25 protein-coding genes are annotated in these 24,372 nt (G+C 58.6%); all 25 read right to left on the bottom strand.

The window, feature by feature from the left end:
- Positions 1–18 precede the first annotated feature (18 nt).
- A complete protein-coding gene (gene fabG / locus K6T64_RS00905; RefSeq protein ID WP_100667758.1) occupies positions 19–753 on the bottom strand; it encodes a 3-oxoacyl-[acyl-carrier-protein] reductase in 735 nt (244 codons plus the stop codon).
- 165 nt (positions 754–918) lie between these two features.
- Positions 919–1,575, bottom strand: a complete 657-nt coding sequence (locus K6T64_RS00910; protein ID WP_100667759.1) for a helix-turn-helix transcriptional regulator — start codon at positions 1,573–1,575, stop codon at positions 919–921.
- A 174-nt stretch (positions 1,576–1,749) separates the two neighbouring features.
- Entirely contained in the window at positions 1,750–2,721 is a 972-nt protein-coding gene (locus K6T64_RS00915; RefSeq protein ID WP_170100069.1) for an alpha-ketoacid dehydrogenase subunit beta, read from the bottom strand.
- 14 nt (positions 2,722–2,735) lie between these two features.
- Complete coding sequence (pdhA, locus tag K6T64_RS00920) at positions 2,736–3,818, bottom strand: pyruvate dehydrogenase (acetyl-transferring) E1 component subunit alpha (protein ID WP_288008226.1); 1,083 nt, start codon at positions 3,816–3,818, stop codon at positions 2,736–2,738.
- Positions 3,819–4,032: 214 nt separating this feature from the next.
- A complete protein-coding gene (locus K6T64_RS00925) occupies positions 4,033–4,785 on the bottom strand; it encodes an ABC transporter ATP-binding protein (protein ID WP_288008227.1) in 753 nt (250 codons plus the stop codon).
- Positions 4,786–5,556: an ABC transporter ATP-binding protein gene (locus tag K6T64_RS00930; protein ID WP_100667762.1), complete on the bottom strand. Its 771-nt coding sequence runs from the start codon at positions 5,554–5,556 to the stop codon at positions 4,786–4,788. It lies immediately after the preceding gene.
- A gap of 2 nt (positions 5,557–5,558) precedes the next feature.
- Entirely contained in the window at positions 5,559–6,596 is a 1,038-nt protein-coding gene (locus K6T64_RS00935; protein ID WP_170085627.1) for a branched-chain amino acid ABC transporter permease, read from the bottom strand.
- A gap of 12 nt (positions 6,597–6,608) precedes the next feature.
- On the bottom strand, positions 6,609–7,484 hold the full coding sequence (locus tag K6T64_RS00940) for a branched-chain amino acid ABC transporter permease (RefSeq protein WP_288008228.1): 876 nt from the start codon (positions 7,482–7,484) through the stop codon (positions 6,609–6,611).
- A gap of 25 nt (positions 7,485–7,509) precedes the next feature.
- A complete protein-coding gene (locus K6T64_RS00945) occupies positions 7,510–8,709 on the bottom strand; it encodes an ABC transporter substrate-binding protein (RefSeq protein WP_288008229.1) in 1,200 nt (399 codons plus the stop codon).
- Positions 8,710–8,775: 66 nt separating this feature from the next.
- The gene (gene hpaE, locus K6T64_RS00950) at positions 8,776–10,257 is read right to left on the bottom strand and encodes a 5-carboxymethyl-2-hydroxymuconate semialdehyde dehydrogenase (RefSeq protein WP_170099388.1); all 1,482 of its coding nucleotides are present in this window, start codon (positions 10,255–10,257) and stop codon (positions 8,776–8,778) included.
- Positions 10,254–11,021: a fumarylacetoacetate hydrolase family protein gene (locus tag K6T64_RS00955; RefSeq protein ID WP_288008230.1), complete on the bottom strand. Its 768-nt coding sequence runs from the start codon at positions 11,019–11,021 to the stop codon at positions 10,254–10,256. Before K6T64_RS00955 ends, hpaE begins: the two co-directional genes overlap by 4 nt.
- Positions 11,018–11,935 (bottom strand): 2,4-dihydroxyhept-2-ene-1,7-dioic acid aldolase, encoded by a 918-nt coding sequence (gene hpaI / locus K6T64_RS00960; protein ID WP_288008231.1) that lies wholly within the window; start codon positions 11,933–11,935, stop codon positions 11,018–11,020. The genes K6T64_RS00955 and hpaI overlap by 4 nt, the downstream gene beginning before the upstream one ends.
- A 3-nt stretch (positions 11,936–11,938) precedes the next feature.
- Positions 11,939–12,607, bottom strand: coding sequence for a GntR family transcriptional regulator (locus K6T64_RS00965; RefSeq protein WP_100667769.1), 669 nt, complete (start codon positions 12,605–12,607; stop codon positions 11,939–11,941).
- 54 nt (positions 12,608–12,661) lie between these two features.
- Positions 12,662–13,657, bottom strand: coding sequence for a 3,4-dihydroxyphenylacetate 2,3-dioxygenase (gene hpaD, locus K6T64_RS00970; RefSeq protein WP_100667770.1), 996 nt, complete (start codon positions 13,655–13,657; stop codon positions 12,662–12,664).
- Positions 13,658–13,674: 17 nt separating this feature from the next.
- Positions 13,675–15,129, bottom strand: coding sequence for a 4-hydroxyphenylacetate 3-monooxygenase, oxygenase component (gene hpaB / locus K6T64_RS00975; protein ID WP_100667771.1), 1,455 nt, complete (start codon positions 15,127–15,129; stop codon positions 13,675–13,677).
- Between the two features lie 192 nt (positions 15,130–15,321).
- A complete protein-coding gene (locus K6T64_RS00980; protein WP_288008232.1) occupies positions 15,322–16,989 on the bottom strand; it encodes a ribonuclease J in 1,668 nt (555 codons plus the stop codon).
- Between the two features lie 198 nt (positions 16,990–17,187).
- Entirely contained in the window at positions 17,188–18,081 is an 894-nt protein-coding gene (gene dapA / locus K6T64_RS00985; RefSeq protein ID WP_198592197.1) for a 4-hydroxy-tetrahydrodipicolinate synthase, read from the bottom strand.
- Between the two features lie 17 nt (positions 18,082–18,098).
- Positions 18,099–19,322 (bottom strand): aspartate kinase, encoded by a 1,224-nt coding sequence (gene dapG, locus K6T64_RS00990; protein WP_100667772.1) that lies wholly within the window; start codon positions 19,320–19,322, stop codon positions 18,099–18,101.
- The gene (locus K6T64_RS00995) at positions 19,322–20,362 is read right to left on the bottom strand and encodes an aspartate-semialdehyde dehydrogenase (protein ID WP_288008233.1); all 1,041 of its coding nucleotides are present in this window, start codon (positions 20,360–20,362) and stop codon (positions 19,322–19,324) included. Before K6T64_RS00995 ends, dapG begins: the two co-directional genes overlap by 1 nt.
- A 15-nt stretch (positions 20,363–20,377) precedes the next feature.
- Positions 20,378–20,989 (bottom strand): dipicolinate synthase subunit B, encoded by a 612-nt coding sequence (locus K6T64_RS01000; protein ID WP_100667774.1) that lies wholly within the window; start codon positions 20,987–20,989, stop codon positions 20,378–20,380.
- Entirely contained in the window at positions 20,989–21,867 is an 879-nt protein-coding gene (dpsA, locus tag K6T64_RS01005) for a dipicolinate synthase subunit DpsA (protein WP_288008234.1), read from the bottom strand. Before dpsA ends, K6T64_RS01000 begins: the two co-directional genes overlap by 1 nt.
- Before the next feature lie 99 nt (positions 21,868–21,966).
- Positions 21,967–22,290, bottom strand: coding sequence for a YlmC/YmxH family sporulation protein (locus tag K6T64_RS01010; RefSeq protein ID WP_170085639.1), 324 nt, complete (start codon positions 22,288–22,290; stop codon positions 21,967–21,969).
- A gap of 81 nt (positions 22,291–22,371) precedes the next feature.
- Positions 22,372–23,310, bottom strand: coding sequence for an NAD(P)/FAD-dependent oxidoreductase (locus tag K6T64_RS01015; protein ID WP_170085640.1), 939 nt, complete (start codon positions 23,308–23,310; stop codon positions 22,372–22,374).
- Positions 23,195–23,872, bottom strand: a complete 678-nt coding sequence (locus K6T64_RS01020) for a 5' nucleotidase, NT5C type (protein ID WP_288008235.1) — start codon at positions 23,870–23,872, stop codon at positions 23,195–23,197. The genes K6T64_RS01015 and K6T64_RS01020 overlap by 116 nt, the downstream gene beginning before the upstream one ends.
- Entirely contained in the window at positions 23,869–24,372 is a 504-nt protein-coding gene (dut, locus tag K6T64_RS01025) for a dUTP diphosphatase (protein ID WP_232070075.1), read from the bottom strand. The genes K6T64_RS01020 and dut overlap by 4 nt, the downstream gene beginning before the upstream one ends.

Below are 24,372 nucleotides of genomic sequence, written 5' to 3' on the forward strand. Positions count from 1 at the left end.
CCATGTCAATCCCGAATGTTAGAGGACCAAGCCTCCGTCCACCGGGATGATCGCGCCATTAATAAAGCTGGCGGCATCTGACGCCAAAAAGAGATAAACGTGCGCCACCTCCTCGGGGCGCCCCATGCGTTTGAGAGGTGTGCGCTCTTTCACCGTCTGCAAGATTCTGTCTGGCACCTTGGCGGTCATGCCGGTTTCAATGAACCCCGGGGCGACGGCGTTGACCCGAATGCCTTTGGCCCCAAGTTCCCGTGCCCAGGTTTTCGTCAATCCGATCACACCCGCTTTGGTGGCGGCGTAATTCGTCTGACCGATGTTGCCATACAAGCCCACCACCGAAGAAGCATTGAGGATAACGCCTCCTCCCTGCTGGATCATCACCGGGGCAGCCGATTTTGTGCACTGCATGACACCTGTTAAATTGACCGCCAAAACTTCGTGCCACGCGACAAGGGGAAGTTTGACCAAAAATCCATCCCGGGTAATCCCGGCGTTATTGATAAGGACGTCGATTCGTCCGAATCGCTTCAGGGTTTTGTCCACCATCTCTTGTACCTGGTCTTCTTTGCGAACGTCCACGTGGAGGAAGAGGGCCTCCGTCCCGCCTTCCTTGAGTTCCGATTCTAAAGCCGAGCCCTCCGCGTCCCCCACGTCCGCCAACACCACTTTTGCGCCGTGGGCAGCAAAGAGGCGCGCAGTCGCCCGTCCGATGCCATTGGCCGCGCCGGTGATGACCGCCACCTTATCTGTCATCAATGGGAATCGCCTCCACAAGTTTTCTCTGGATAATCTTCAAGCGCGGAAACACGATTGGTTATTTTCCTATAGATGTTATTTACATCTATAGGCATTCTACTCCATTCATTTCCCCGTGTAAATAAAAAACCGCCTTTTGGGCGGTTGAATTCGGATCAGTCGTCACATCATCCGGTTTTTGGCACGAATTTCATCCAAATAATTGTAGATCGTGTATCTCGACACGCCAAGTTGGGAGGCGATGAGATCCACCGCCCCTTTAATCAGAAACGCACCTTTCTCATCCAACTCTTCGATGATCATCAATTTTTCGTCTTTCGTGAGGCGATGGATCTCTTTCCCCGGTCCCGCAATGGTCTGCTCTACCATTTTATTCAGGATTGCCATCACATCGTGGGCAAACTCATCAGCCACCTCATCCACTGAATCCCCGTCGTCCCGCAGAAAACTGTCCACCCAACCCCGGATCCACTCCAGGCGGCTCAAATCTTGATTGAAACTCACACAGCCCACCACCCGGTCCCCGGCGTCCCGAAGAAACACATTGGTGGATCGAATTCGTTTTCCTTCTTTGGTGTAGGTGCGGTACACAATGGCGTGTTCGTTCTCCTCGAGCCCGCGGCGCAGAACTTTCCAGGCATACTCCGAAATTGGGTCTCCTACCTGTCGATTCGTCACCCGGTTGTTGATGATAGCGACGATGGAACGTTCCGGATGGTCAAAATCGTGTAAAACGACTTCGCAGTCCTCTCCCAACAACCTCCCCAAGGTTTCCATCAATGTTTGAATATTTCTGAAAAGAAGTTCCTTCTCCCCCACTCATTTTTCACCTCGCCCCGGCACAAGTGCAGTCGAAATCTATTATATCACGTCGCTAACGAGTCTGAGCCTTCGTCGAGATCCGGCGATTCGGCAAAAAGACGGCGGCGAGGTGCGCGGATAGAAGCGACGGCTGGCCCGAGGGCGCTCCAAGGCCGTCCTACCCCATATTTATTAAGCGGCCACGGCCCGGCGTATGCCCGACAGAATCCGAGCAACCCCCGGAAGATAAAAATCTTCCAAGGAAAAGAGGGGAAACGGCACGTCAAATCCAGCCACCCGGACCACGGGCGCTTCCAGAGAATAAAAGGCCCTTTCCTGGATAAGAGTGGCAACTTCCGCCCCAACCCCAGCCGTGCGGGGAGCTTCGTGAACGATTATCGCCCGGCCGGTATGCTCCACTGACTCCACGATCGTTGCCACATCCAAGGGAAAGAGTGTGCGCAGATCCACCACCCGGGTCTCGATCCCGTCCTGCCTGGCCGCCTTTTCCGCCGCCTCCATCGCCCAGGGAACCATTCCACCCCAGACAAACATGGCGAGATCTCCGCCTTCCCGCACCACTTTTGCCTTCCCGATCGGCACCGTATAGTGACCCAGAGGCACCTCTTCCTTAAACGCCCGGTACAATCGAATCGGCTCCAGAAAGACCACCGGATCCGGATCGTCGATGGCCGCAAGCAACAGCCCTTTTGCATCATAAGGCCCGGAAGGCGCCACAACTTTCAGCCCCGGCTGATGCACAAAAAACGCTTCACTACTGTCCGAGTGAAGTTCCGGCGCCCGGATCCCCCCGCCGTAAGGGGCGCGAATGACCAGGGAAGCCGGATGTCGCCCCCGGGTGCGGGTGCGCACCCGGGCAGCATGACTGACAATTTGTTCAAAAGCAGGGTAAATAAACCCCATGAACTGAATCTCCACCACCGGTTTTAAGCCGGCAGCCGCCATACCCACCGCTGTGCCCACAATACCCGATTCAGAGAGAGGGGTATCAAACACCCGCCGGGGGCCGAAGGCATCCTGCAAGCCATCGGTAGCCCGAAACACCCCTCCGTTTTGGCCCACATCCTCTCCGAAAACCAGAACCCGATCATCTTCGGCCAGAGCGGTGTAAAGCCCATCTTGGATGGCTTGGATTATCGTCATGTTCCGGTTTTCTCTCACGACCGGTCACCCCCCCGCAGCACTTCGGAGAGCTCTTCCTCCTGCTCTCGCAACGCCTCCGGAAGATCTGCAAAACAATGGTTGAACATGTCCGCCGGGTTTACCGCTTCCCACTGCTCCATGGTCTGAACGGCCTGCTCGATCCGCTCTTCCACCTCATCGGCGAGAGCCCTTTCCGACTGATCGTCCCACCACCGCCGGGCTTCTAAAAACGCCCGAAACCGCCGAATGGGATCTCGGCTCTTCCACATTTCCACCTCCTCGGCGGCGCGGTAGCGGGTGTGGTCGTCAGCCGTGGTGTGGGAGTGGAACCGGTAGGTGTAAGCTTCGATCAGCGTCGGCCCCTCTCCCCTTCTCGCCTTTTCCACCGCGTGCCGGGTCGCCGCGTACACCGCTAGGAGATCATTCCCATCCACGCGAATTCCTTCGATGCCATAGGCCGCCGCTTTTTCCGCCACCGTCTGAGTCGCCGTCTGACGGGAAAATGGAACACTGATGGCATACTGATTGTTCTGGCAGAACAGGACAACGGGTGCCCGAAATACGGCGGCAAAATTCAATCCTTCATGGAAGTCTCCTTCGGAGGTGGCTCCGTCCCCAAAATACCCCAGTGCGATTCCCGTGTCCCCGCGGTACTGCCTCGCCATGGCATAACCGACGGCGTGGGGGATCTGGGTTCCGATGGGCACCGCCGGGGGAAACACTTGAACATCCTGGGGATAGTCCGTCCCCTCCACCCGGCCGTTCCAGTACAACAAAATCCGCTCCAAGGGCACACCGTGGACAGCCATAGCCCCGTGATCCCGGTACGTGGGAAACATCATATCTCCGGGGGCCAGGGCGAAGGCACTCCCCACTTGGGCCGCTTCCTGACCCTCCAATGGAGCGTAAGTCCCGATGCGACCCTGGCGCTGAAGGCGGACACAACGCCGGTCAAAGGCCCTGATCTTGACCATCCACCGGTACATCTCCACACATTGCTCCTTGGGCGGAATATTCGCTTCCTTTCTGGGCGCCTCTGCCTCTTGAACGCCGACGTCCCGGACTCCATCCTTACTTTGCAGAGCCGGCTCGCTCATCCTCGACCCTCCTTCGTGTATCAAAAACGCCAATGGCCAAGCAAAAATGCAATAAACATACAATTTTTTAGTAACACAATTTCATTATAACGCCCACCCCGCAAACGTACAAGGGGCGGGCACAGCTGAAATTGCTAAAAAATAAAACGGATCTTGCAGCTGCCGCCGGGGGGGTGACCCGTAAAAAAGGCCGTGGCAACCAGGCGACCCGGCCTCATCCCGCCGGCCCGCCGGGAGACGCGGAAGCTTCTGCATATCTCCCCAAATACGCGGCCTCCACCTGGGGGTGAGTTTTCAATTCGGAGACCGAGCCCTCGATTTTCACCCGGCCGCGCTCAAGAACCAGTCCCCGATCGGCGATCCCCAGGGCGGCCCGAATGTTTTGCTCCACCAACAGGATCGTCAATCCCCGGGATTTCCGCATATCCACAAAGGCTTCGAACAACTCCGCGATCATCTTGGGGGCAAGGCCCAGGGAGGGCTCGTCGAGAATGAGCAGCTTGGGTCTCGCCATCAGCGCCCGACCCACGGCGAGCATCTGCTGTTCCCCGCCGCTTAAACTCCCCGCCGCCTGGCCGATCCGCTGGCGCAAACGGGGAAAGAGAGTCAGGATGTCCTCGATGTCCCTTTCCAGAGTCTGTCGCTGCTGGCGGTATCGGTGATAAGCGCCAAGAAGTAGATTATCCCGGACACTGAGCCCTTGGAAAACCTGCCGGCGTTCAGGAACCAAGGCCAGACCCCGACGTACCAACTCTTCCGGCGCTGTTCCAGTGACTTCAGCGCCTTCAAACCAAACTCTGCCCTGGGATGGCCGGTAAAGCCCGGCGATCGTGCCCAATAGGGTGCTTTTCCCAGCGCCATTTGGCCCGACCACAGCAAAAATCTCCCCGGCATTCAAATGAATCCCGACTCCTTTGAGTGCGTGGATACGGCCTCGAAACGTGTGCAGATTCTCCACCCGGAGCACCTAGATCACCTCTTCTCCCAAATACGCGGCGATCACCCGGGGATCTCGCTGCACAGCGGCCGGCGGTCCCTGGGCGAGCATCTTCCCCTGATCCAGCACCACGATATCGTCAGCCGTTTCCATGACCATTTCCATGTCGTGCTCAATAAAGAGAATCGTCACGCCGGTGTGCCGTATTTCTTGCATGAAGGCCGCCAACTTTCGGGATTCGCCCGCATTGAGCCCCGCCATCGGCTCGTCGAGAAGCAAAAGCTTCGGCTCCGCCGCCAAAGCCCGGGCGATTTCCACCATGCGCTGCAGGCCATAAGGCAAAATCCCCGCAGGTTGGAAGGCCCGGTCTGTAAGCTCAAAGGTTTCCAGTAACTCCATGGCCCGATGGAAAGCTTGGCGGTTATCGCGAAGTCTGCCCGGCAAGGAGAAAAATGAGGTCAGCCAGCCCGATGTGGTCCTCAAATGCCGCCCCGCCATCACATTTTCCACCACCGTCATGTTTTGGAAGATCTCGATATTTTGAAAAGTCCGGGTAATCCCCGCCCGGGCAATGGCGTGGGCTGGAAGCCGGTCGATCCGCCGCCCTTCTAAAAGAACTTCGCCTTGATCGGGCTTCACCATGCCGGTCAGAAGATTGAATAACGTCGTTTTTCCGGCACCGTTTGGCCCGATCACGGCGGAGATATGGCCTTTTTGGACGATAAATCCGATATCTTCCAGGGCAACGACGCCCTCAAATCGCTTGGACAGGTTTCGAATCTCCAACAACGGTTCGGCCATCTTTACCCCTCCCCTCCTGGAGCCGCCGATCCCGAATCCCCGGGCCGAGTCCAGCGGTGCCGGATCGTGAGCACGCCCCGTGCTAGACCGGGCACGATCCCTTGGGGAAGAAACAACAGAATAACCACAAGCAACACACCAAAGACAAGGATTGAGTACTCCCCGCCCGCCGACGGAAACAGCGCCGGGACGACACTTTTCATCGCCTGACTCAGAATCGTCACCACCGCCGCCCCCACGGGAGCCCCCCAGACGCTGCGCACGCCTCCGGCGATAGCCATGATCAAAAACTCAATGGAGGCCATGGCATCAAAGGTAGAAGGACTGACAAAGGACAGATAAAAAGCATACAGACTGCCAGCCAGGGAAGCGACCATGGCGCTGAGGATAAAGGCCATCTCTTTGAAACGGGCCGTCGGCACCCCGAGGCTCGAAGCCGCCGCTTCACTTTCCGCCAGCGCTTTCAGAGCCCGCCCGACCCGGGAGTGCACCAAATTTCGAAATCCCCAAATCACGAGAAGTGCCATTACCCAGATTAAGTAATAAAGCTTCCAGTCCGCGTCAAAAACGAGGGATCCCACAGTCAGCGGGGGAATTCCGGTCAGTCCAGACGGCCCTCCGGTCACAGAAGTCCACTGGATCATAATGATATTCAGGATCATTCCCAAGCCGAGGGTGGCCATGGCCAAGTAGTGTCCTTCCAACCGCAGGGTGGGGCGACTCACCAGCCAGGCCACTCCTCCGGTGATCGCCATGCCAATGAGAATGGTCGCCCAGCCGTCAACTCCCCGAAGGGCGAGAATGGCCGAGGTATACGCCCCGATTCCGTAGAATCCGGCGTGCCCCAAGGAGATCTGCCCGGCATAGCCAATAAACAAGGACAGGCCCACCGCGACGATGGAGGAGAGTCCGACAGCAATGAGGACGCTGAGGACGTATGGCCCGGAAACAAAAGGAATGACAGCCAAAACGATCCCCACCGTGACAATGGCCGGCCAGGACGGTGGATACAGTTGCGCAAGCGGCCCACGGCGAATCATGGCACGCCCTCCTTATACGCGCTTTCCCGCGGTTCGGCCGAACAATCCCGACGGCCGCACAAAGAGCATGAGAAGCAGGACGATAAATGTGATCGCATCCCGGTAATCGGAAGAAATAAGCCCGGCGGTGAAGGCTTCCAGTAGTCCTACTAAAAGTCCTCCCAATACAGCGGCCGGCGCATTGTTAAGTCCACCGATAACCGCCGCGACAAACGCCTTGAGCCCGAGCATGAGTCCCATGTCGTAGGTGGCGCCGGTGATGGGGGCCACGATGGTGCCCGCCAGCCCCCCGAGCCCGGCGGAGACGGCAAAAGCGTAAAAGGACAAGCGCGACGGGCGAATGCCGACGATCCTGGCGGCAGTGTGGTTCATCACTGCAGCCCGCACCGCTTTTCCCTGGTACGTTCGAAAGAACCAGATCAGGGCGACGAAGAAGACACCGCTGATCGCCACAGTCCACACGGTCTGCCAATCGAGGGTAGCCCCTCCCAGGTGCAAAGGCGGCCGATCGGTAAAAGGAGCCAGGGTCAGGGGATCGGCCCCCCAGATCATCAGGGCGGCGCCCCGAAACACAATATCCACCCCGATGGTGATGATCACCACCGACAACAGGTCAATGCGCCGGGCCGGCCGGATCACGGCTCGTTCCATGACGATGCCCAGGAGCACCGCCGCAGCGGTCCCGGCCAACACCGACACCCACAAGGCCGCCCCGTGCATGTGGAGAGAGGCCGCCGTGAGCGCCCCGACGGCCGCGAATTCCCCTTGGGCGAGGTTCAGGATGCCCGTCACGCTGAAGGTCACCACAAACCCGACGGCGATCAACGCGTAAATCGAGCCGATGGTCAAACCCGAAAAAAACAGTTGCAACAATGACGCTCCGCTCACCGGCCACCCCTCCCCGCGCTCTCCTCTATTCCTGCAGCAGCGTCCACTTGCCGTCCACCACTTTAATCAAAGCCAACGCTTCTTTAGTGAGCCCGTTGTGATCAGCGGGGTTAAAAGTGAACACACCAGTACATCCGACAAAATCCTTGGTGTTGTTTTCGACATAGTCTCTAATTTTCTGATGATCTCCGCCTACAGCACCCACGGCTTTGGCCACAATGTGGATGGCATCCCAGGCATGGCCCCCGAACGCATTGGCCGGGTACCCGAACTTCTTCTCAAAATCGTCCTTATACTTCAATAAAACGGCTTTCTGCTTGTCCGTGTCGGGCAACTGATTCGCCACCAACAGTTTGGAGGCCGGGAACACGACGCCATTGGAAGCCGACCCGGTTTGTGTCAAGAAGTCCTGGTTGGCAATTCCATGACTATGGATGAGCGGTACCTTAAAGCCAAGCTGGGCAAAATTTTTCGTGGCGATGGACGCCCCAGGCGGAATGCCGTAGATAATCACCGCTTGCGGGTTCGCGTTTTTGATCCGGGTTAACTGCGGGATCATGTCTTTATCTGTGGGAACGTAACTTTCAAAGGCAACCCCTTGGATCCCGAATTTCGGGGCCAGGGCTTCAAAAGTGTTCTTCCCCCCTTGTCCAAAATCGTCCGAGGAGCTCAGCCATCCTACTTTGGTGATGTTTTGAGACTTCAGATAAGCGAGGATCCGTTCCACCACGAGATTGTCCCCTTGGGGCAGCTTGAACACCCAGGGCTTGACCGGCGTCGCAATTCGCTGATCAGCGGCAAGGGAGAAAAAGGGGACTTGAGCCTGCTCGATGGTGGGAATCAAACCCAGGCTGATGGCGCTCGTGGTGCCACCGATCACGGCCGACACGTGGTCTTGGTCCAGAAGTTTCTTCAGATTCAGAACGGCCTTTGTCGGGTTACTCTCGTCATCGTAAGTGATCAGTTGCAGTTTCTTGCCTCCGACGCCCCCAGAGGCATTGATTTCATCCACCACCATCTGGAGGGTGTCCCGTTCTGGGCGTCCCAAGGAAGAGGCCGGCCCTGTGACCGAGAGCTCGGCGCCGATCTTAACCGTATCCGAAGGCGCCCCTCCCCCTGGAGAAGCACCCTGCCCGCCTCCGGAGCTCGCCGGGCTGCCTCCACAACCCGTCAACCCCAAAGCCAAAGCAAGGGTTGGAATAATCATACGGAATTTTTTGATCACATTGATCTCCCCCTACCCATCGCAGGATGTGGGCGAAGCGGGGGAAGCTCCCCGCTTCGCCCCGACCTATTGCCCAAATTTCGGGATCGGATGGTCAGACAGCGCCACATGAATCGTTTTTAACTCGGTGTAAAACTCGAAGCTGTAGTGGCCACCTTCCCGGCCGATCCCGCTAAATTTGCTCCCGCCAAAGGGAGTGCGCAGATCCCGGACATTCTGGGAATTGACCCACACCATTCCCGCCTCCAGGCCCAGAGCCATCCGGTTCGCCCGGTCCAGATCCTTTGTCCATACGTAAGCTGCAAGGCCGTATTTCACATCGTTCGCCATCCGGAGGGCTTCGTCTTCCGAATCGAAGGGGATCACTGTCATAACGGGGCCAAAAATCTCTTCTTGGGCGATCCTCATGTCGTTTCTCACATCCACGAACAAGGTGGGCTGCAAATAATTCCCCCGGGGGAATCCCGGATGCCTGGCCCCTCCCACCAACATTTTCGCCCCTTCCTCCTGCCCCAGGGCGATATACCCCATCACCCGCTCCAAATGATCGGCGTGAATCAGCGGCCCCACTTCGGTGCGGTCGTCCATGGGGTCTCCCACCCGAAGATTTCGCACCCGGGAAGCCAGGGCGTCCACGAAGCGATCGTACAGATCCCGCTGGACGAACACCCGGGAGCCAGCGGTGCACCGCTCTCCATTCAGGGAGAACAGGCCGAAGATCGCCGCGTCCACCGCCCGGTCAAAATCGGCGTCCGCAAAGACCACCACCGGGGACTTGCCGCCGAGTTCCATGGAAAAACGTTTCAGCGTGTCGGCGCCATTTTTCATGATCAACTGGCCGGTGACCGTTTCCCCGGTAAAAGAGATAAGCTGAACTCCAGGATGCTTCACCAAGGCATCCCCCGCGGTTTCTCCAAACCCGTTGACCATGTTGAACACGCCGGCGGGCAGCTCCGTCTCGTGGATGATCTGGCTCAGGGCAAAAGCCGTCAAAGGCGACCATTCCGCCGGTTTGAGAACGCAGGTGTTGCCCGACGCCAGACACGGAGCGATCTTCCAGGTCTCCAGCATCAAAGGCGTGTTCCAAGGTGTAATGAGCCCGGCCACCCCCACCGGGCGGCGAACGGTATAGTTCAGGAATCGATTGTCCAAGGGGTATGACTCTCCGGTGATGCGAACAGCCATTTCCGCAAAAAAGTCAAAGTTCTGGGCCGCCCGCTCGATCTGCCCCTTCGTCTGGTGGATCGGGATTCCAGTGTCAAGAGACTCCAGATATGCCATTTCGGCGCTGCGCCGGCGCAACCCCTCGGCGATCGCCCGGAGAAACCGAGCCCGTTCCGCCGCCTTGAGCCGCGGCCAGGGGCCTTCATCGAAGGCCCGGCGGGCGGCAGCCACCGCCCGGTCCACATCCTCGGCCAGCCCTTCGGCCACTTCGGTGATCACCTCGCCGGTGGCCGGATTGACTGTTGGGAACACGCGGCCTGACACGCCGTCGGTAAACGCGCCTCCAATGTAGTGCTTAATCGGCAAAATCGTCTCCTGGGTCACCGCTGCTCCCCCCTCTGTAAAGTCTCCTCCGCCACAACCCAATTCTCCAATGTCCCAACTCCCGGGATCTCCAATCTCATGCGGTCTCCGGGCTCCACCCGACTGATCCCCTTAGGAGTGCCGGTGAGGATCAGGTCCCCGGGCTGAAGCGTCATGAACGAACTCAGGTAAGCAATGAGTTCCTGCACAGAATAAATCAGTTTGGATGTGTGGCCGCTCTGGCGCAGCTCCCCGTTGACGTAGGCAGCCAGGTCCAGATCGTTCGGATCCGGAATCTCCTCTCGATCCACGAGAAACGGTCCCACCGGGCCAAAAGTGTCCCATCCTTTTGCCCGAATGGGCGGGCGGTACATATCCCGGATAAAATCCCGCACCGTGACATCATTCACCACGGTGTAACCACCGACCCAATCCAGGGCTCTAGATTCCGGGATTCTCCGGCCGGGACGTCCGATGACCACTCCCAACTCTACCTCGTAGTGCATAAACCGCACTCCACTCGGATACACCACCGGCGTTCGGTGCCCGGTCAGACTTGTGGGAGGTTTAAAGAACAACACCGGTTCCGGGGGTTTCTCCAGTCCAAGCTCCTCAGCATGGTCCGCGTAATTCAGTGCGAGACCAATAATCTTGCTCGGCTGGACCGGGGGCAGCCAGACCACCTTTTCGGGGTCGTGATCCCGCCCCGCCTCATCCCATAAAGCGCCGTCCTTCCACTCTCCATCGTGGATCCGGCCGTCCGCTATGAATCTCGCTCGCTTCATGATTCACTCCGTTCCTTCGCCAACAGGCCGTACTTGGCCAGTACGGTGCGAATCTTTTCTTGGTTCTCCGGCGACGGTTCACACAGAGGCGGCCGTAGCCTCGGGTGAATCATCCCCGCTAACCCCATGGCATATTTGAGAGGCCCAGGATTGGTTTCCACGAACAGGACGTCGTTCAATTCGAGAAGCTGGTAGTGCAAATCCCGGGCTTCTTCCCAGCGCCCGGCGGCGGTGAGATCGTATAGCCGCGCAACCTCACCAGGGAGAAGATTCGCCGTGGCACTGACGTGACCCGCTCCCCCCAGACACAACATGGGGTAACACAGGGTTTCGATCCCCGAGTAGACGAGAAAGTCTCGGCCACTCAAATGAAGCACCCAACTCACTTGCTCAAAATTCTTGTTCGATTCCTTGATCCCGATAATGTTCTTGCTCTCTCGCCGGAGCCGGGCCACGGTACTGGGCTCCATGTTGGCCGCCGTCCGGCCCGGAATGTTGTAGATGATGACGGGAATATCGACCTCGTCCGCCAACGCCCGAAAATACCGATACAGTCCCTCTTGGCTCGGGCGGTTATAGTACGGAACGATGACCAAAGCGGCATCGGCGCCCAGTCGCTGGGCGTGCCGGGTGAGTCTCAGGGTTTCTTCGTAATTGTTCGTTCCCGTCCCGGGAACCACCGGCACCCGGCCCCCCACGTGACGAATAGCCGTCTCGATCACGTATTCCCGCTCCTCCAGGGATAAAGAACTGGGTTCACCGGTGGTTCCGGTACAAGAGATTCCGTGACTTCCGGATTCGATCTGAAAGTCGATGAGCCTCTGAAAGGTTTTCTCGTCAAAGCGACCTTCCTCATCAAAGGGCGTAACCAAAGGGACGATCGACCCCTTGAGTCTGTCGATGTCCGTGGACATGGGTCAACCTCCTTCCCTTTGCCAGATCTGAAAGGCTTCCACAGTCCGCAGTTTGTGCCGGCGCACAAAGGTTTCGATCTCTTCGGGGGCCGCCTGCGCCGCGAGAAGCTCATAGATTCGGCGGTGCTCCGCCAAAGACTCCTCACCTCGCCCGGGAATCACCATGAAAATATTGCGGCGCACGGCGTCCACCTTGGCTCTCAAATTGCGAATGTTGTCCAGCAGACAGGCATTCCCGCACCTCTGAACGGTCACCCAGTGAAATTCCCGGTTCAGCCGGCCAAATTCCATAAAATCCATTCCCGCCAAGGCCCTTTCCATCTCCAAGAGCATCTCCTGAAGTTGCCCTAGATCTTCTTTGGTCAGATGGGGGCTTGCCGCCGACGCGGCGTATCCTTCCAGTACGGCGAGCACGGACAACGTCTCCACGTAGGCTTCGGGATTGATCGGCGCCACCCGCACCCCGCTGTACCGTTGGTACTGCACCAAGCCCTCCGCCTCCAACCGCCGGATTGCCTCCCGGACGGGGGTCTGGCTCACTCCGAGTTCCCTGGACAACTCGTCGATGATGAAGCGATGCCCCGGGCCGTACCGCCCTTCCAAAATCCGCTGCCGAATTGTCTGATAGGCCACTTCTTGCTTGTTGACGCCCGTTTCAAGTCCCTGTTTCATATCTCAAATTATATAGGATAAAATATAGGATCGTCAATGAAAAATCACGTCGATTCAATCATGCGCGATCTGCGGCGGAAGAACCATCGTCTCCGGAGCCGTCACGGGCAACAACTCTCCGGTAAGCACCGATTCCACCGCCATGGCCTCATTGAACCATCGCCTCGGGGCCGCCGCTCCCCAGAATGTCTGCCGCATGGGATCGCTGATCTTCCACTGCACTGGACGCCAATCCGGATCGGCGATCAAATAATCCCCGGTAAACAGCTCGATGCGATTCCCATCCGGGTCCCGGAGATATAGGAAAAACGCATTGGTGGTTCCATGCCGACCCGGTCCTCGCTCGATGTTTGTGTAATACCCTTTTGCAGCGAGAACATCGGCAATGCGGAGGATGTGCTCCCGACCGTCCACGACAAAAGAGGCGTGATGGATCTGAGGTCCCGTGCCCATGGAGATCGCCAGATCGTGAGAGGTCGCCTTGCGCCTCAACCAGCTTCCCCACAGCCTGGGCGGGTCATCATCGGTCACCGTATATTCAGAACACTGAAACCCAAGTTCCCCGGTGTACCAATCGTAGGCCCGCTGAACTTCTGGAGTGAAAAAGTTGACATGATCGATGCGCAGGATATTGGCGCCCCGGTGCAAATCGAAGCGCTGGAGGTACCACTCCACCTCTTCCATTCCGGCGAAAAACTCAACGGGAAATCCAAAGGGATCCTGGACCCGAAAGGCCAACCCCTGGCCTTGTTCCTCCCCATCCTCCATCCAGCGCACAGTCAGCCCTTGGCCTTCCATAAAGGTCGCCGCCGCCCTCACCTCGTCGTCCGAGCGAACCCGAAAAGCCACGTGTGACACTCCGGGGGATGGGGATTTCGTCAACACGAGGGAATGATGAAATCGGTCCTCATATCCCCGCAAATACATCCGCCGTTCATCCGAAGCCGTCTCCACAAACCCGAGGGTTTCGACATAAAAGGCCCGGGCGCGGTCGAGATCGGTCACGCGGTACTCCACATGGGCGGTTCGCAGGATTTCAAAATCCCTCACGGTGTTCACTCCTCCCGTCAGTCGTCATTGCGATACAAAAACTGCCTCACCCGCTTTTTGATGTCTTCGTGGTCATACCACTGGTACAATGCGCCGGCCATGCGAACCGGGTCGCCGAAGAAAAACCGCTCATACAACACCTGCCGGCCTCCAAAGGTGCTGACGGCGATGTCCCAAGCGAGCCGGAACAAACGAATCCGCTCGTCGGCATTGGCGTTGCGGCCCTGGTAATAGTGATCGATATCCGGGCGAATGGGACTGTTCATGTCCGCTTCGGTGGGAATGGCCATCAGACCCCCGGCTCCCAGCAACTGCAGAATCTCGACCAGTTTCGGGTAGATCCGGGGGAAGAGATTGCGGGCTGCGTTCAGCGGCTTGAAGTCAGGAGTCATAATCCCCCAGCGATCGACCGAGGCGTCCACTTCGCTCGCCCTCTGGAAGGCTTTCATGGCCTCCACGGTCATGATGATCTTCGCAAGTTTCTCTTGAACGTGTTGGAATTGTCCGATTCCGATCATGTCGGTCATCAGACTGGCGACGCCGAGGATAAATTCGGCTTTGGCAATGTCTTTCACCATCACCTGGTACGTCATGTGGACCACGGCGTTGGTCTCCATGTACATCCGGTTTGCAAGCTCCGGGCTGTCCAACAGGAACACGCGGTCCCAGGGCACCAACACATCGTCGAAAACCACGACGGCATCCATTTCTTCGAAACGGGCTCCAAGGGGATGGTCAAAAGCCGGTTTTCCGTAATCGAAGGTTTCCCGGCACAGGAACCGCAGCCCCGGCGTGCTGAGAGGTACCGCAAAAGCGTAAGCGTAGGGCCGGTCTTCCTCGGTGGATCGCACCACTGTGGATGGGAAGACCAAAAGTTCATCCGCCAAGGGCAGGGTAGCCAGCATCCGCGCCCCCCGGACAATGATCCCGTCTTTCGTTTTGTCCACTACCCGGGCGGCCACGTAGGGATCCGGCTGGCCGGCGGCCCCCGCTGCCCGGTTCACCTGGGGGTGAATCAACGTATGAGTCGTGCACAGATCATTCTCCCGGACATACTCGTAATAAGCCCGGATATTTTCCCCAAACCGCGGATCGTTTTCGGCGAAAAAGTCTGACGCGGCGGCCAAAGCCATGAGGTCGCTGTTGAGGTAATCCGGGGACCGCCCCATCATGCCTCCGGAATAGTCCGCCCAATGTTTCATCATCGTGCGCCGTTTGATCAGATCCTCCACCGTCTTCGGTTGGAGAAACGACATGCCCACCCGCTCTCCGCTTTTCGGGGAGATGTACGTCATCTCATCGATCAAGGCCGGATCATTCTGCATATCATACAAATGCGCGACACTTCTGGCGATGTTCCGAAACGCCGGGTGCTTGGTGATCCCTTCAGTGATCTTTTCCCCGTCGATCCAGATCTCCCGCGGGTTCCGATCCAAATCGTCCAAGTACTGTTGCCCTGTTCGGATCCCCATCGTTCCACTCCCCTTTTTGATAACCTGCTTCGTATCGAATGATATACGAAATCATATATCTTGTCAAATCTTATTTTTCCCGTTCCTATAGAGGAGTGGAGGAAAACCGACAAATCCAGTTGGCGTGGACTTATAAAAAAAAGCCCCGGGAAAACCCGGGGTCTTTTGCTTCACTTAGCATCCGTATGCCTTTCACACTTCCATGATGATGGGGAGGATCATCGGTCGGCGTCGGGTCTGCTCGTATAAAAAGCGGCCCAAAGCATCCCGGACACCCGTTTTGATCGACGACCACTCGCTGACATTCTCGGCGACCAATTTCTTCAAAGTCACCGTCACGATCCGGTTGGCCTCTTCCAGGAGTGCTTCGGACTCCCGCACATACACAAACCCTCTCGAAATAATGTCCGGGCCCGACAGGATGGTTCCATCCTGCTTGGACATCGTCACCACCACCACCAGGATGCCGTCCTGACTGAGCAGTTTCCGATCCCGGAGCACAATATTGCCCACGTCCCCGACGCCGAGCCCGTCGATCAGGACGGCCCCGGCGGTGACCTTTCCGGCCTGGCGCGCCTCGCCCCCCTGGAATTCCATCACATCTCCGTTATCCAGAATGAAAATCCGGTCCTCGGGCACCCCGGTGGCCTGGGCGAGCTCCGAATGAATCTTCAACATGCGAAACTCGCCGTGTACAGGAATAAAATACTTAGGCCGCACCAGGTTCAACATCAGTTTCAATTCCTCCTGGCTGCCGTGGCCAGATACGTGCACCCCCGAGACCTGTTGATAAATGACGTTGGCGCCAATACGAAACAGCTGGTCGATGGTGCGGGCGATGTCTTTCTCGTTCCCCGGAATCGGGGAAGCCGCCACAATCACCGTATCCCCGGGGACGATCTCCACTTTTCGATGCGTGGCCCTGGCCATGCGCGTGAGCGCGGACATGGGTTCACCTTGGCTGCCCGTCGACAGAATGACGACCTTGTGAGCGGGAAGTTTTGCGATGTCGTCCGGGTCGACCATGGTTCCCTTGTTCACCCGCAGATACCCGAGTTCTACAGCGATATTGATATTGTTGACCATACTCCGCCCGACCACGCTGACTTTGCGGTCATACCGTTCGGCGGCGTCGATCACCTGCTGGATGCGGTGAATATTCGACGCAAAAGTCGCTAAAATGATTCTTTTCTCCGCTTGCCGGAATACGTCATCAATGGTCTGGCCGACCACCCGTTCGGACATCGTGTAACCCGGCCGCTCGGCGTTAGTACTGTCGGACAGCAGGCAGAGCACTCCTCGCTCGCCGAGTTCTGCCAACTTGTGATAATCCGCCATTCGCCCGTCCACCGGCGTAAAATCGAACTTAAAATCCCCGGTGTGTACACAGATTCCTTCCGGACACTCCAGCGCGATCCCCACAGTATCCGGGATGCTGTGGTTCGTGTGAAAAAAAGAGACTAAGAACTGTCCGAGTTTGATCTGACTCCGGTTGGTGACCGTCACGAGCTTCGTGACATCCAAAAGGTTGTGCTCCCGAAGTTTCGCCTCCACCAAGCCCAAAGTCAGACGGGTCCCGTACACGGGTACGTTAATATGCTTTAAAACGTACGGCAACCCCCCGATGTGGTCTTCGTGACCGTGGGTCAAAACGATTCCCCGCACCCGGTTCTTGTTCTCCACCAGATACGTGACATCCGGGATGACCACGTCGATCCCCAGCATGTCCTCCTCGGGGAACTTCAAACCCGCGTCCACCACCACAATATCATTCCCATACTGGTAGGCCGTCATGTTTTTCCCGATCTCACCAAGACCTCCCAGGGGAATGATCGACAGTTTGTGATTGGACTTGCTCAATCCTGCACCTCCGAATAATTCCCGCTCCTTCGCGTAGCACGAAACGCAAAAAAGCCGCACCAAGACCGTCACGACCATTATACATGACCGAGGGGCCGGCTACAACCCTTCTCTCTCCCTGAACGACGAACCGGGGTTCCCCCCGGCTATTTGGATACTTTCATGGAATGCAGCGCATTACGAAAATCCCGCAGGATCTTAGACTAACCTCAGTTCCTCGAGAATCCGGCGGAAATCTTCTACCATCTTCTGGGGTGCCTCCACCAGCGGCAAACGCACCGGCCCCACCGGGTATCCGACCATCGCCAACCCCGTTTTTAACAACACGGGGCTCGACGTCCAAAAAAGCCCTTCAAACAGCGGCAACAGCCGCCGGTGCCAAGATGCCGCTTCGGCGACCTGTCCTGAGAGAAACGCTTGAATCATCTGGGTCATCTCCCGCCCGACCAAGTGGGACGCCACGCTGACGACACCGTATCCCCCCACGGCCAGGGTGGGAAGAAACAGCTTGTCATCCCCACTGTAGAGCCGAAACCCTTCCGGTGCCCGTTCCACAATCTCCGCGATCTGCCCCAGGTCACCGCCGGCTTCTTTCACGCATACAATGTTGTCCACTTCCGCAAGGCGCAGGGTCGTTGCCGCGGACAAGTTGACCCCGGTGCGGCCCGGGACGTTGTACACCATCACCGGAAGGTGGGTGGCTTCGGCCGCCGCCCGAAAATGCTGATACAGCCCCTCCTGGGAAGGCTTGTTATAATACGGGCACACCAACATGATGCCATCGACTCCGAGGGCCTCCGCCTCCCGGGTCAACGCCACCGTCGCCCGGGTGTCATTGCTGCCGGTCCCGGCGATCACCGCCGCCCTGCCCTTTGCCCGGCCGAGGACCCGTTCAAAGAGCTGTAACTTTTCCTCGTGGGACAAGGTCGGAGATTCCCCCGTCGTCCCCGCCACAACAATTCCCGTCGTCCCGGTCTCAATTAAGCGGTCCACCAACCGGTCCACCGCCGGGAGATCCAACTGCCCATCATCAGTAAACGGCGTCGCCATCGCCGTCAATAAGCGACCAAAATCCACTTTTTCTTCCCCCATCCGTTCATCGTGTTGCTTCACCGCAGGATGCCGTCCAGGCCAAACCGGCGGTGCAGCGCGCAGACCGCCCGATTCATGTCTTCCTCCCGCACCAGACACCAGATCGTGGTGTGGCTATCCGCCGACTGTAAGATCTCAACGCCCTCTTCGGCCAGAGCTCCGACGACACGGGCCATCACGCCCGGAACCCCGGCGATGCCCGCCCCCACCACGGAAACCTTGGCACAGCCCGGAACGATCTCCGGCTCGACGCCCAGGTGCCGAAGAATCTGTTCCGCTCGCCCCGCCTCCGCCTCGGAAACGGTGAACGCCACCCCCCCCGGTCCGACGTTAATGAAATCCACACTGATGCCGGCGTCAGCCATCGCCTGAAACACGGCGCGATGAACCGGAGGCGCCCCGGAGGGCTGGGCAATCTTAATCTGCACGATCCGGGAAGTTTGTGTGATGCCGGTCACCAATCGGTCGCCGGGGTCTCGCCCCTCCAGCCTTCCGTCGTCTTCAACATTGGTAACCAGGGTCCCCTCGTCATCGCTCATGGTCGCCCGGACGCGCACTGGGATATTCTTCCTCATCGCAATCTCCACGGCCCGGGGATGAATCACTTTTGCCCCTTGATAGGCGAGGTTACAAATCTCGGTGTACGTGGCCTGGGGGAGTCGCCGGGCATCCCGAACGATGCGCGGGTCTGCCGTCATGATTCCCTCCACATCCGTAAAAATATCCACGCGTTCAGCATCCAAAGCCACCCCGAGGGCCGCGGCGGTGGTATCGCTGCCCCCCCGGCCCAGAGTGGTGATTTCCCCATCAGCGGTTCGCCCCTGAAAGCCGGCCACCACCACGACGTTTCCCTGTTCTAATTCCCGAAGAATTCGGCCCGGCTTTACTTCTAGGATCGGAGCTGCACCAAATTCACTTTCGGTGACAATTCCAGCCTGGCCCCCGGTCAGGGCAGTGGCCCGAATCTTATGAGTCCTGAGGAGAGCCGCAAAACTCACCGCGGAAATAATCTCCCCGCAAGAAAGCAGGAGGTCCATTTCCCGGGGCGTACTCGCCCCGGGGGGAATGAGTCCGAGCAACGTATCCGTTGCGTAAGGAGCCCCTTGTCGCCCCATGGCCGATACCACCACCACCACCCTGAACTCTTGGGCGAGGGCCTTCTCGACGTGGTGCACCGCCCATTGTCTCGGCTCATCGCCGGCCAGGGAGGTGCCGCCGAACTTCTGGACCAGGATCCGCATCAACGCAGACCTCCCTGTTCCACGAGAAGTTCGGCGATCTGCACGGCGTTGTACGCAGCTCCCTTGAGCAGGTTATCGGATACCACCCAAAGATTCAGGCCCCGGGGATGCCCGAGATCTTTGCGAATGCGTCCCACAAACACTTCGGGCCGCCCCTCGGTGTCGGCGGGCATCGGGTATTTTTGAGAAGCGGGGTCATCGAGCACCACGACCCCCGGTGCATGCTCCAAAACCCCGTAGACATCTTCGAGCTCGAAGAGCTTCTTGGTCTCCACGTAGACGGCTTCAGAGTGACCGGTTACAACCGGAACCCGCACACAAGTCGGGGTGACGAGGATCTCGGGGTCATCCAAGATTTTACGGGTTTCATTGACCATCTTCATCTCTTCTTTGGTAAAGCCATTGTCCTCGAACACGTCGATCTGGGGAAGGACGTTGAAAGCGATGGAGTGGTGCACGGGCAGGCTCGACACCGGGAGAATCTCCGCCGGGCGCTTCTCGCCGGATAGCTGCAACCGGGTTAACGTCATCAATTCCTCCACTGCCCGGGCTCCGGCCCCGGACACCGCTTGGTACGTGGAAACGATGATTCGTTCGATTCCAAAGCGGTCGTAAATGGGTTTAAGGGCCACCACCATCTGGATTGTGGAGCAGTTTGGATTGGCGATGATCCCATGGTGCCCAAGGGCCGCCCGGCCGTTCACTTCGGGTACCACAAGGGGAACTTCGGGATCCATGCGAAAAGCACTGGAGTTGTCGATGACGACGGCTCCCCGCCGGGCCGCCTCGGGAGACAAGGCGCGACTCGTTTTGGCCCCAGCGCTGAACAAAGCGATATCCACCCCTTTGAAGGCCTCGGGTTGGGCTTCCACGACGGTCACGTTCTCTCCTCGAAACGTCACCGACTTTCCCGCCGATCGCGATGAGGCCATGGGCACAAGGGTTTTAACGGGGAAATGTCGGGCTTCCAGCGTTTCGATCATCTTCCGCCCTACGGCGCCGGTCGCGCCGACGACGGCCACGGTGAGTTCCTCGGTCATCTTTCGACAACTCCTTTAATGATAACGAAATCGTTCTATGAGTACAGGCTGTAATTGCCGCTTTTCCAAGGCCGCCTCCACGGTGGGAACCAGCAAGTCCATTCTCGCCACCAGCGAATTCATCTTCCGATCGGGATCGTCCTGCCCAAAGGGAACAAAAAAGATGTTTTTCGTCGCCATCAACCGGGCGAGGTTGACCATGTTCAACCCCAATCCATCGTTCGTCGAGACCGCCACCACCACGGGCCGATCATTGCGCAATGTGGCCTTCGCCGCCATGAGTACCGGGGAATCGGTGATGGCATTGGCCAGGCGGCTTAACGTGTTTCCCGTACACGGGGCGATCACCAGAACGTCCAGGGCTTTGGAAGGTCCGAGGGGCTCCGCGTCCACAATGCGATCAATCACTTTCGTTCCCGTTGTCTCCTCGATCTTAGCCAGCCAGGACGACGCCTCCCAGAATCGAGTGTCTGTAGAAGACACGGTGCCAGAAACAATCGGGACCACTCGGCACCCTTTCTCCACAAAATGAACAAGCTCCGGAAAGACGGCATCATACGTGCAGTGGGAGCCGGTGATGGCAAAGCCGACCGTTTTCCCTTCGAGTTCCAAGCTCGATACCCCCATCAGCCGGATTCCCAGATGTACCGGGACAGCGTTCCCGCTAAGATCTGGCCGGCCGTCTTTGGGGCGACGATGCCGGGAAGGCTCGGCGCGAGCAGGGCTCGAATGCCTCGACGCTGGGCATAACGAAAGTCAGTGCCCCCGGGTTTCGAGGCAATGTCAATGATCAGGCAATTCCGGGGCACCCGGGCAAGAATGTCAGCTGTCAGGACCGGAGCCGGGATCGTGTTGAAAATGATCTCGGCGTCTCCGACCTGGTCCGCCAGATCTTTCATCGGAAAGGCCATCAACCCCATCTCCCGGATGCGGGCGAGGTCAGCCGGTTTGCGCGCCCCCGCCTTCACTTTTGCGCCCATGGCCGCCAAGGTCCTGGCCAGGGTCATTCCGCACCGGCCGAATCCCAAAACCATGGATCGGGACCCGTGAATGGTGATGTCGGTGTTCTCCATGGCCATCTGTATGGCGCCTTCCGCCGTGGGAATGGAGTTCAGAATCGCCACCTCGTCCAGATCCATCAACTTCACCAAGCGAAGTCCGTGTCGTCGGCAGATCTGTTCGAGGTAAGGACCCGCGATGCCGGAAAACACTTGGCAATAACTCGGCAGCACCGAAAAGTGTTCATCCTGGAGGCGAATCCGCCCCGCGCTGTACGCAGAGTCCGCATACCCCTCCTCGTCGAGACCGGCCAGGGGCAACACCAATGCGTCCACATCCGCCAATGTTTCGACGGTGAGCCCCACCTTCTCCGCACCGGGAATCTCTGCTTCCAATCGGTCGAACCCCATCAGTACAGCCCCGGCATCCAGTTCGATGAGGTGCCGGATCACCTCAAGGATACGGGCGTCGCCGCCGACAAAGGCAACTTTCTTTCCCGTCAACATCCGGGCAGACTCCTTTCACCACATTTTACGCGATCGGCGCAGAATTGCAAGATTTGAAGATTCGCGATCCGCCTCCCGGCCGTCGTCCCCGGGAGTATCCTATGCATCCGGCTGGGCACCCGTGAAACCGCCTTGGTTTTCGTCCATTCTCGGATCGTTGAGGGGTTGGTTGGGGTCCCGATGTTCCCCCGACCGAATCCTCCGACGATCCAGAAGGCACACGTCCGCCCCGATGTGTTGTACAGCCTGCCACGGGATGTCCACATAACTGCGCTTCCGTCCCCACCGGCCCTGGACCCGGACTCGCAAAGCGAGGACCCGCCCGTCATCATCCAATATGAGATCGACATCCGCAAGGTCGCCGAGACACCGCCCATCTGCCGTGTCAATAATTTTTCGCCCCACAACCTCACTCCAGCGCACCCTCATCCCCTCCTGCCTAGCCCATATGCAGGGTCGCGCAAAAACAGAACGGAGCGCCCCGGCACCTAAAAACGCGCTCCGTCAACCTTTGAATGGATTGGCTCCCTCCATGTCCTGAACCGCCGCCTTCACCGCCCGCATGCCGTCGGCCACCGCCGAAGCAACACCCGTATAAGGAGCCGGGGTACACACATCCCCCGCCGCATAGATGCCGGGAAGGGAAGTCCTCCCCCACCGATCCACCGCCACTACGCCGTAAGAATCCAGGCGAGGAAGATCGTGGATCCCCTCGAGATTCGGCTCGGTGCCGATCCGAACAAAAACTCCCGCAGCAGGGACCTCGATCTCTCCTGCGCCTCCGAGCCGAATCCTGACGCTTTGGGTCTGGTCACTCCCTTGGATGGCCACCGCCCAGGCCGGGGCCATAACGGTGATGCCGGGATGCCGAAACACGCGCTCCCGCCATTCCCGCCGGGCCCGAAAGGACGTCCTCCGATGCACGATGGTCACCTGTGCTCCCGCCTCGGCCAAGAGCCACGCCCCTTCCAACGCCCGGTCACCTCCTCCGATGACCACCACCGGGAGATGGCGAAACCTACCGGCATCCCGGGAAGCGGACCACACTTCCCCCCGCCTTTCCATTGCCGCTTCCCCGGGAATACCCAGACGCCGAGGCCGGGCGCCAGTGGCCAATACGATGGCCTCAGCTTCCCACTCGCCGGCCGCCGTGTGAACCCGACGCCCGGCGGTGTCCACTCGAACGGGTCCTGCCGAATCGACCAGAGGTGTCCCCGAGCGCAAGAGGTGATCCACCAGGGCGCGGGCCAGTTCCGGGCCCTGGACCTCCCGCCATCCCGGGTAATCTGGAATGGGGCCGCGTACTCCTCGCAACTGTCCCCCGGGTTCACCGGCCTCGATCACCACGGCCGAAAGCCCCACTCTCTTCGCCCAAATCCCCGCGCTGATCCCGGCCGGACCGGCACCCACCACGGCAAGGTCCACCTTCTGTCGCTCCGACACTCTCGCCTCCTCCTTCACCTCCCGATTCGGGAAACAACCGGTACACCAACTCCTCGAATTCCAACCAGCCCTTGACCCGGAGACAGGGGACGTGGCGATTATACGCATAATCCATTGCCACCGCCCTCCTGCCCGATCGCAGGAATGCCTCGAGGTTGTGTGGGGCATCGTCGAACAGAAGGTCTCCACATACTCGGTCTTTCCGGTGGGCGAAAATCAGATTTTTCCGCCCAATAAATGGAAGATACTGGGTCACCCACGCGTCTTTTTCTGCCATGGCACTGCGCCGGGAGCTGGTCACGATGAGGACCTCATACCGTTTTGACAGGCGCTCCAATACGTCAACAGCGTGGGGCAGGGGATCGAGATGCAAAAACATGCCGGGTTCGTTGAGATATTGATAAATTTTGCGCCCGCACTCGGGTTTTACGTATTTTTCCCATTCCCAGGTCAAGATGTCAGCCGGGGTCAGATTATCGGCCCAGTCGGCGTTATACCGGCGACACCAAGCGGACATCAAATCGACAATCACCGAATCCATGTCGATGAGGAGCGTCGTCACCGAACATTCCCCTCCGGCTCAATCAGGCGTCCCGTCGACCCGAACCCGCCTTCTCCCCGCCGGGACTCCCCGAGTTCAGACACGTAGGCCACTTCCACCCGACAGATTGGCATGACCACCAATTGGGCCACGCGCTGGCCGGGCTCGATTCGACGCGGTTGTTTCCCAAAGTTATACAAAGGCGCGTGGATCTCGCCGCGATAGTCACTGTCAATAACGCCGACCCCATTGGCCAGCCCCAACTGCTCCCGGGTCGAGAGACCGCTGCGGGCAAACACCAGGCCGACAAACTCCGGCCCCGGCAGCTCCACAGCGATGCCGGTGGGAATGAGAATCACCTCCCCGGGGTTGATTTCCAGGGGTTCGGAGATGGCCGCAGCCAGATCAAGGCCCGCAGAGCCTTCGGTCTGGTACGCCACGGGCATCGGAGGCACCCCCGACTTCTCCAGCTGCTTCACCTTGAGTTGCACCGCCCGCACCTCGCTTCTTTCCCTAGACAC

Source organism: Kyrpidia sp. (assembly GCF_023512215.1).
Classification (GTDB): domain Bacteria; phylum Bacillota; class Bacilli; order Kyrpidiales; family Kyrpidiaceae; genus Kyrpidia; species Kyrpidia spormannii.

Coding starts and splice junctions, on each gene's coding strand:
- K6T64_RS00930 (WP_100667762.1), bottom strand. CDS start 5,556: ATGGCCGAACCGTTGTTGGAGATTCGAAACCTGTCCAAGCGATTTGAG.
- K6T64_RS00935 (WP_170085627.1), bottom strand. CDS start 6,596: ATGATTCGCCGTGGGCCGCTTGCGCAACTGTATCCACCGTCCTGGCCG.
- K6T64_RS00955 (WP_288008230.1), bottom strand. CDS start 11,021: ATGAAGCGAGCGAGATTCATAGCGGACGGCCGGATCCACGATGGAGAG.
- K6T64_RS00995 (WP_288008233.1), bottom strand. CDS start 20,362: ATGACCGAGGAACTCACCGTGGCCGTCGTCGGCGCGACCGGCGCCGTA.
- K6T64_RS00915 (WP_170100069.1), bottom strand. CDS start 2,721: ATGACGATAATCCAAGCCATCCAAGATGGGCTTTACACCGCTCTGGCC.
- K6T64_RS01000 (WP_100667774.1), bottom strand. CDS start 20,989: ATGGGGGTATCGAGCTTGGAACTCGAAGGGAAAACGGTCGGCTTTGCC.
- hpaI (WP_288008231.1), bottom strand. CDS start 11,935: ATGTCCACGGACATCGACAGACTCAAGGGGTCGATCGTCCCTTTGGTT.
- K6T64_RS00965 (WP_100667769.1), bottom strand. CDS start 12,607: ATGAAACAGGGACTTGAAACGGGCGTCAACAAGCAAGAAGTGGCCTAT.
- dapG (WP_100667772.1), bottom strand. CDS start 19,322: ATGCGGATCCTGGTCCAGAAGTTCGGCGGCACCTCCCTGGCCGGCGAT.
- hpaB (WP_100667771.1), bottom strand. CDS start 15,129: ATGGGGATCCGAACAGGGCAACAGTACTTGGACGATTTGGATCGGAAC.
- dpsA (WP_288008234.1), bottom strand. CDS start 21,867: ATGTTGACGGGAAAGAAAGTTGCCTTTGTCGGCGGCGACGCCCGTATC.
- pdhA (WP_288008226.1), bottom strand. CDS start 3,818: ATGAGCGAGCCGGCTCTGCAAAGTAAGGATGGAGTCCGGGACGTCGGC.
- fabG (WP_100667758.1), bottom strand. CDS start 753: ATGACAGATAAGGTGGCGGTCATCACCGGCGCGGCCAATGGCATCGGA.
- dapA (WP_198592197.1), bottom strand. CDS start 18,081: ATGGGGGAAGAAAAAGTGGATTTTGGTCGCTTATTGACGGCGATGGCG.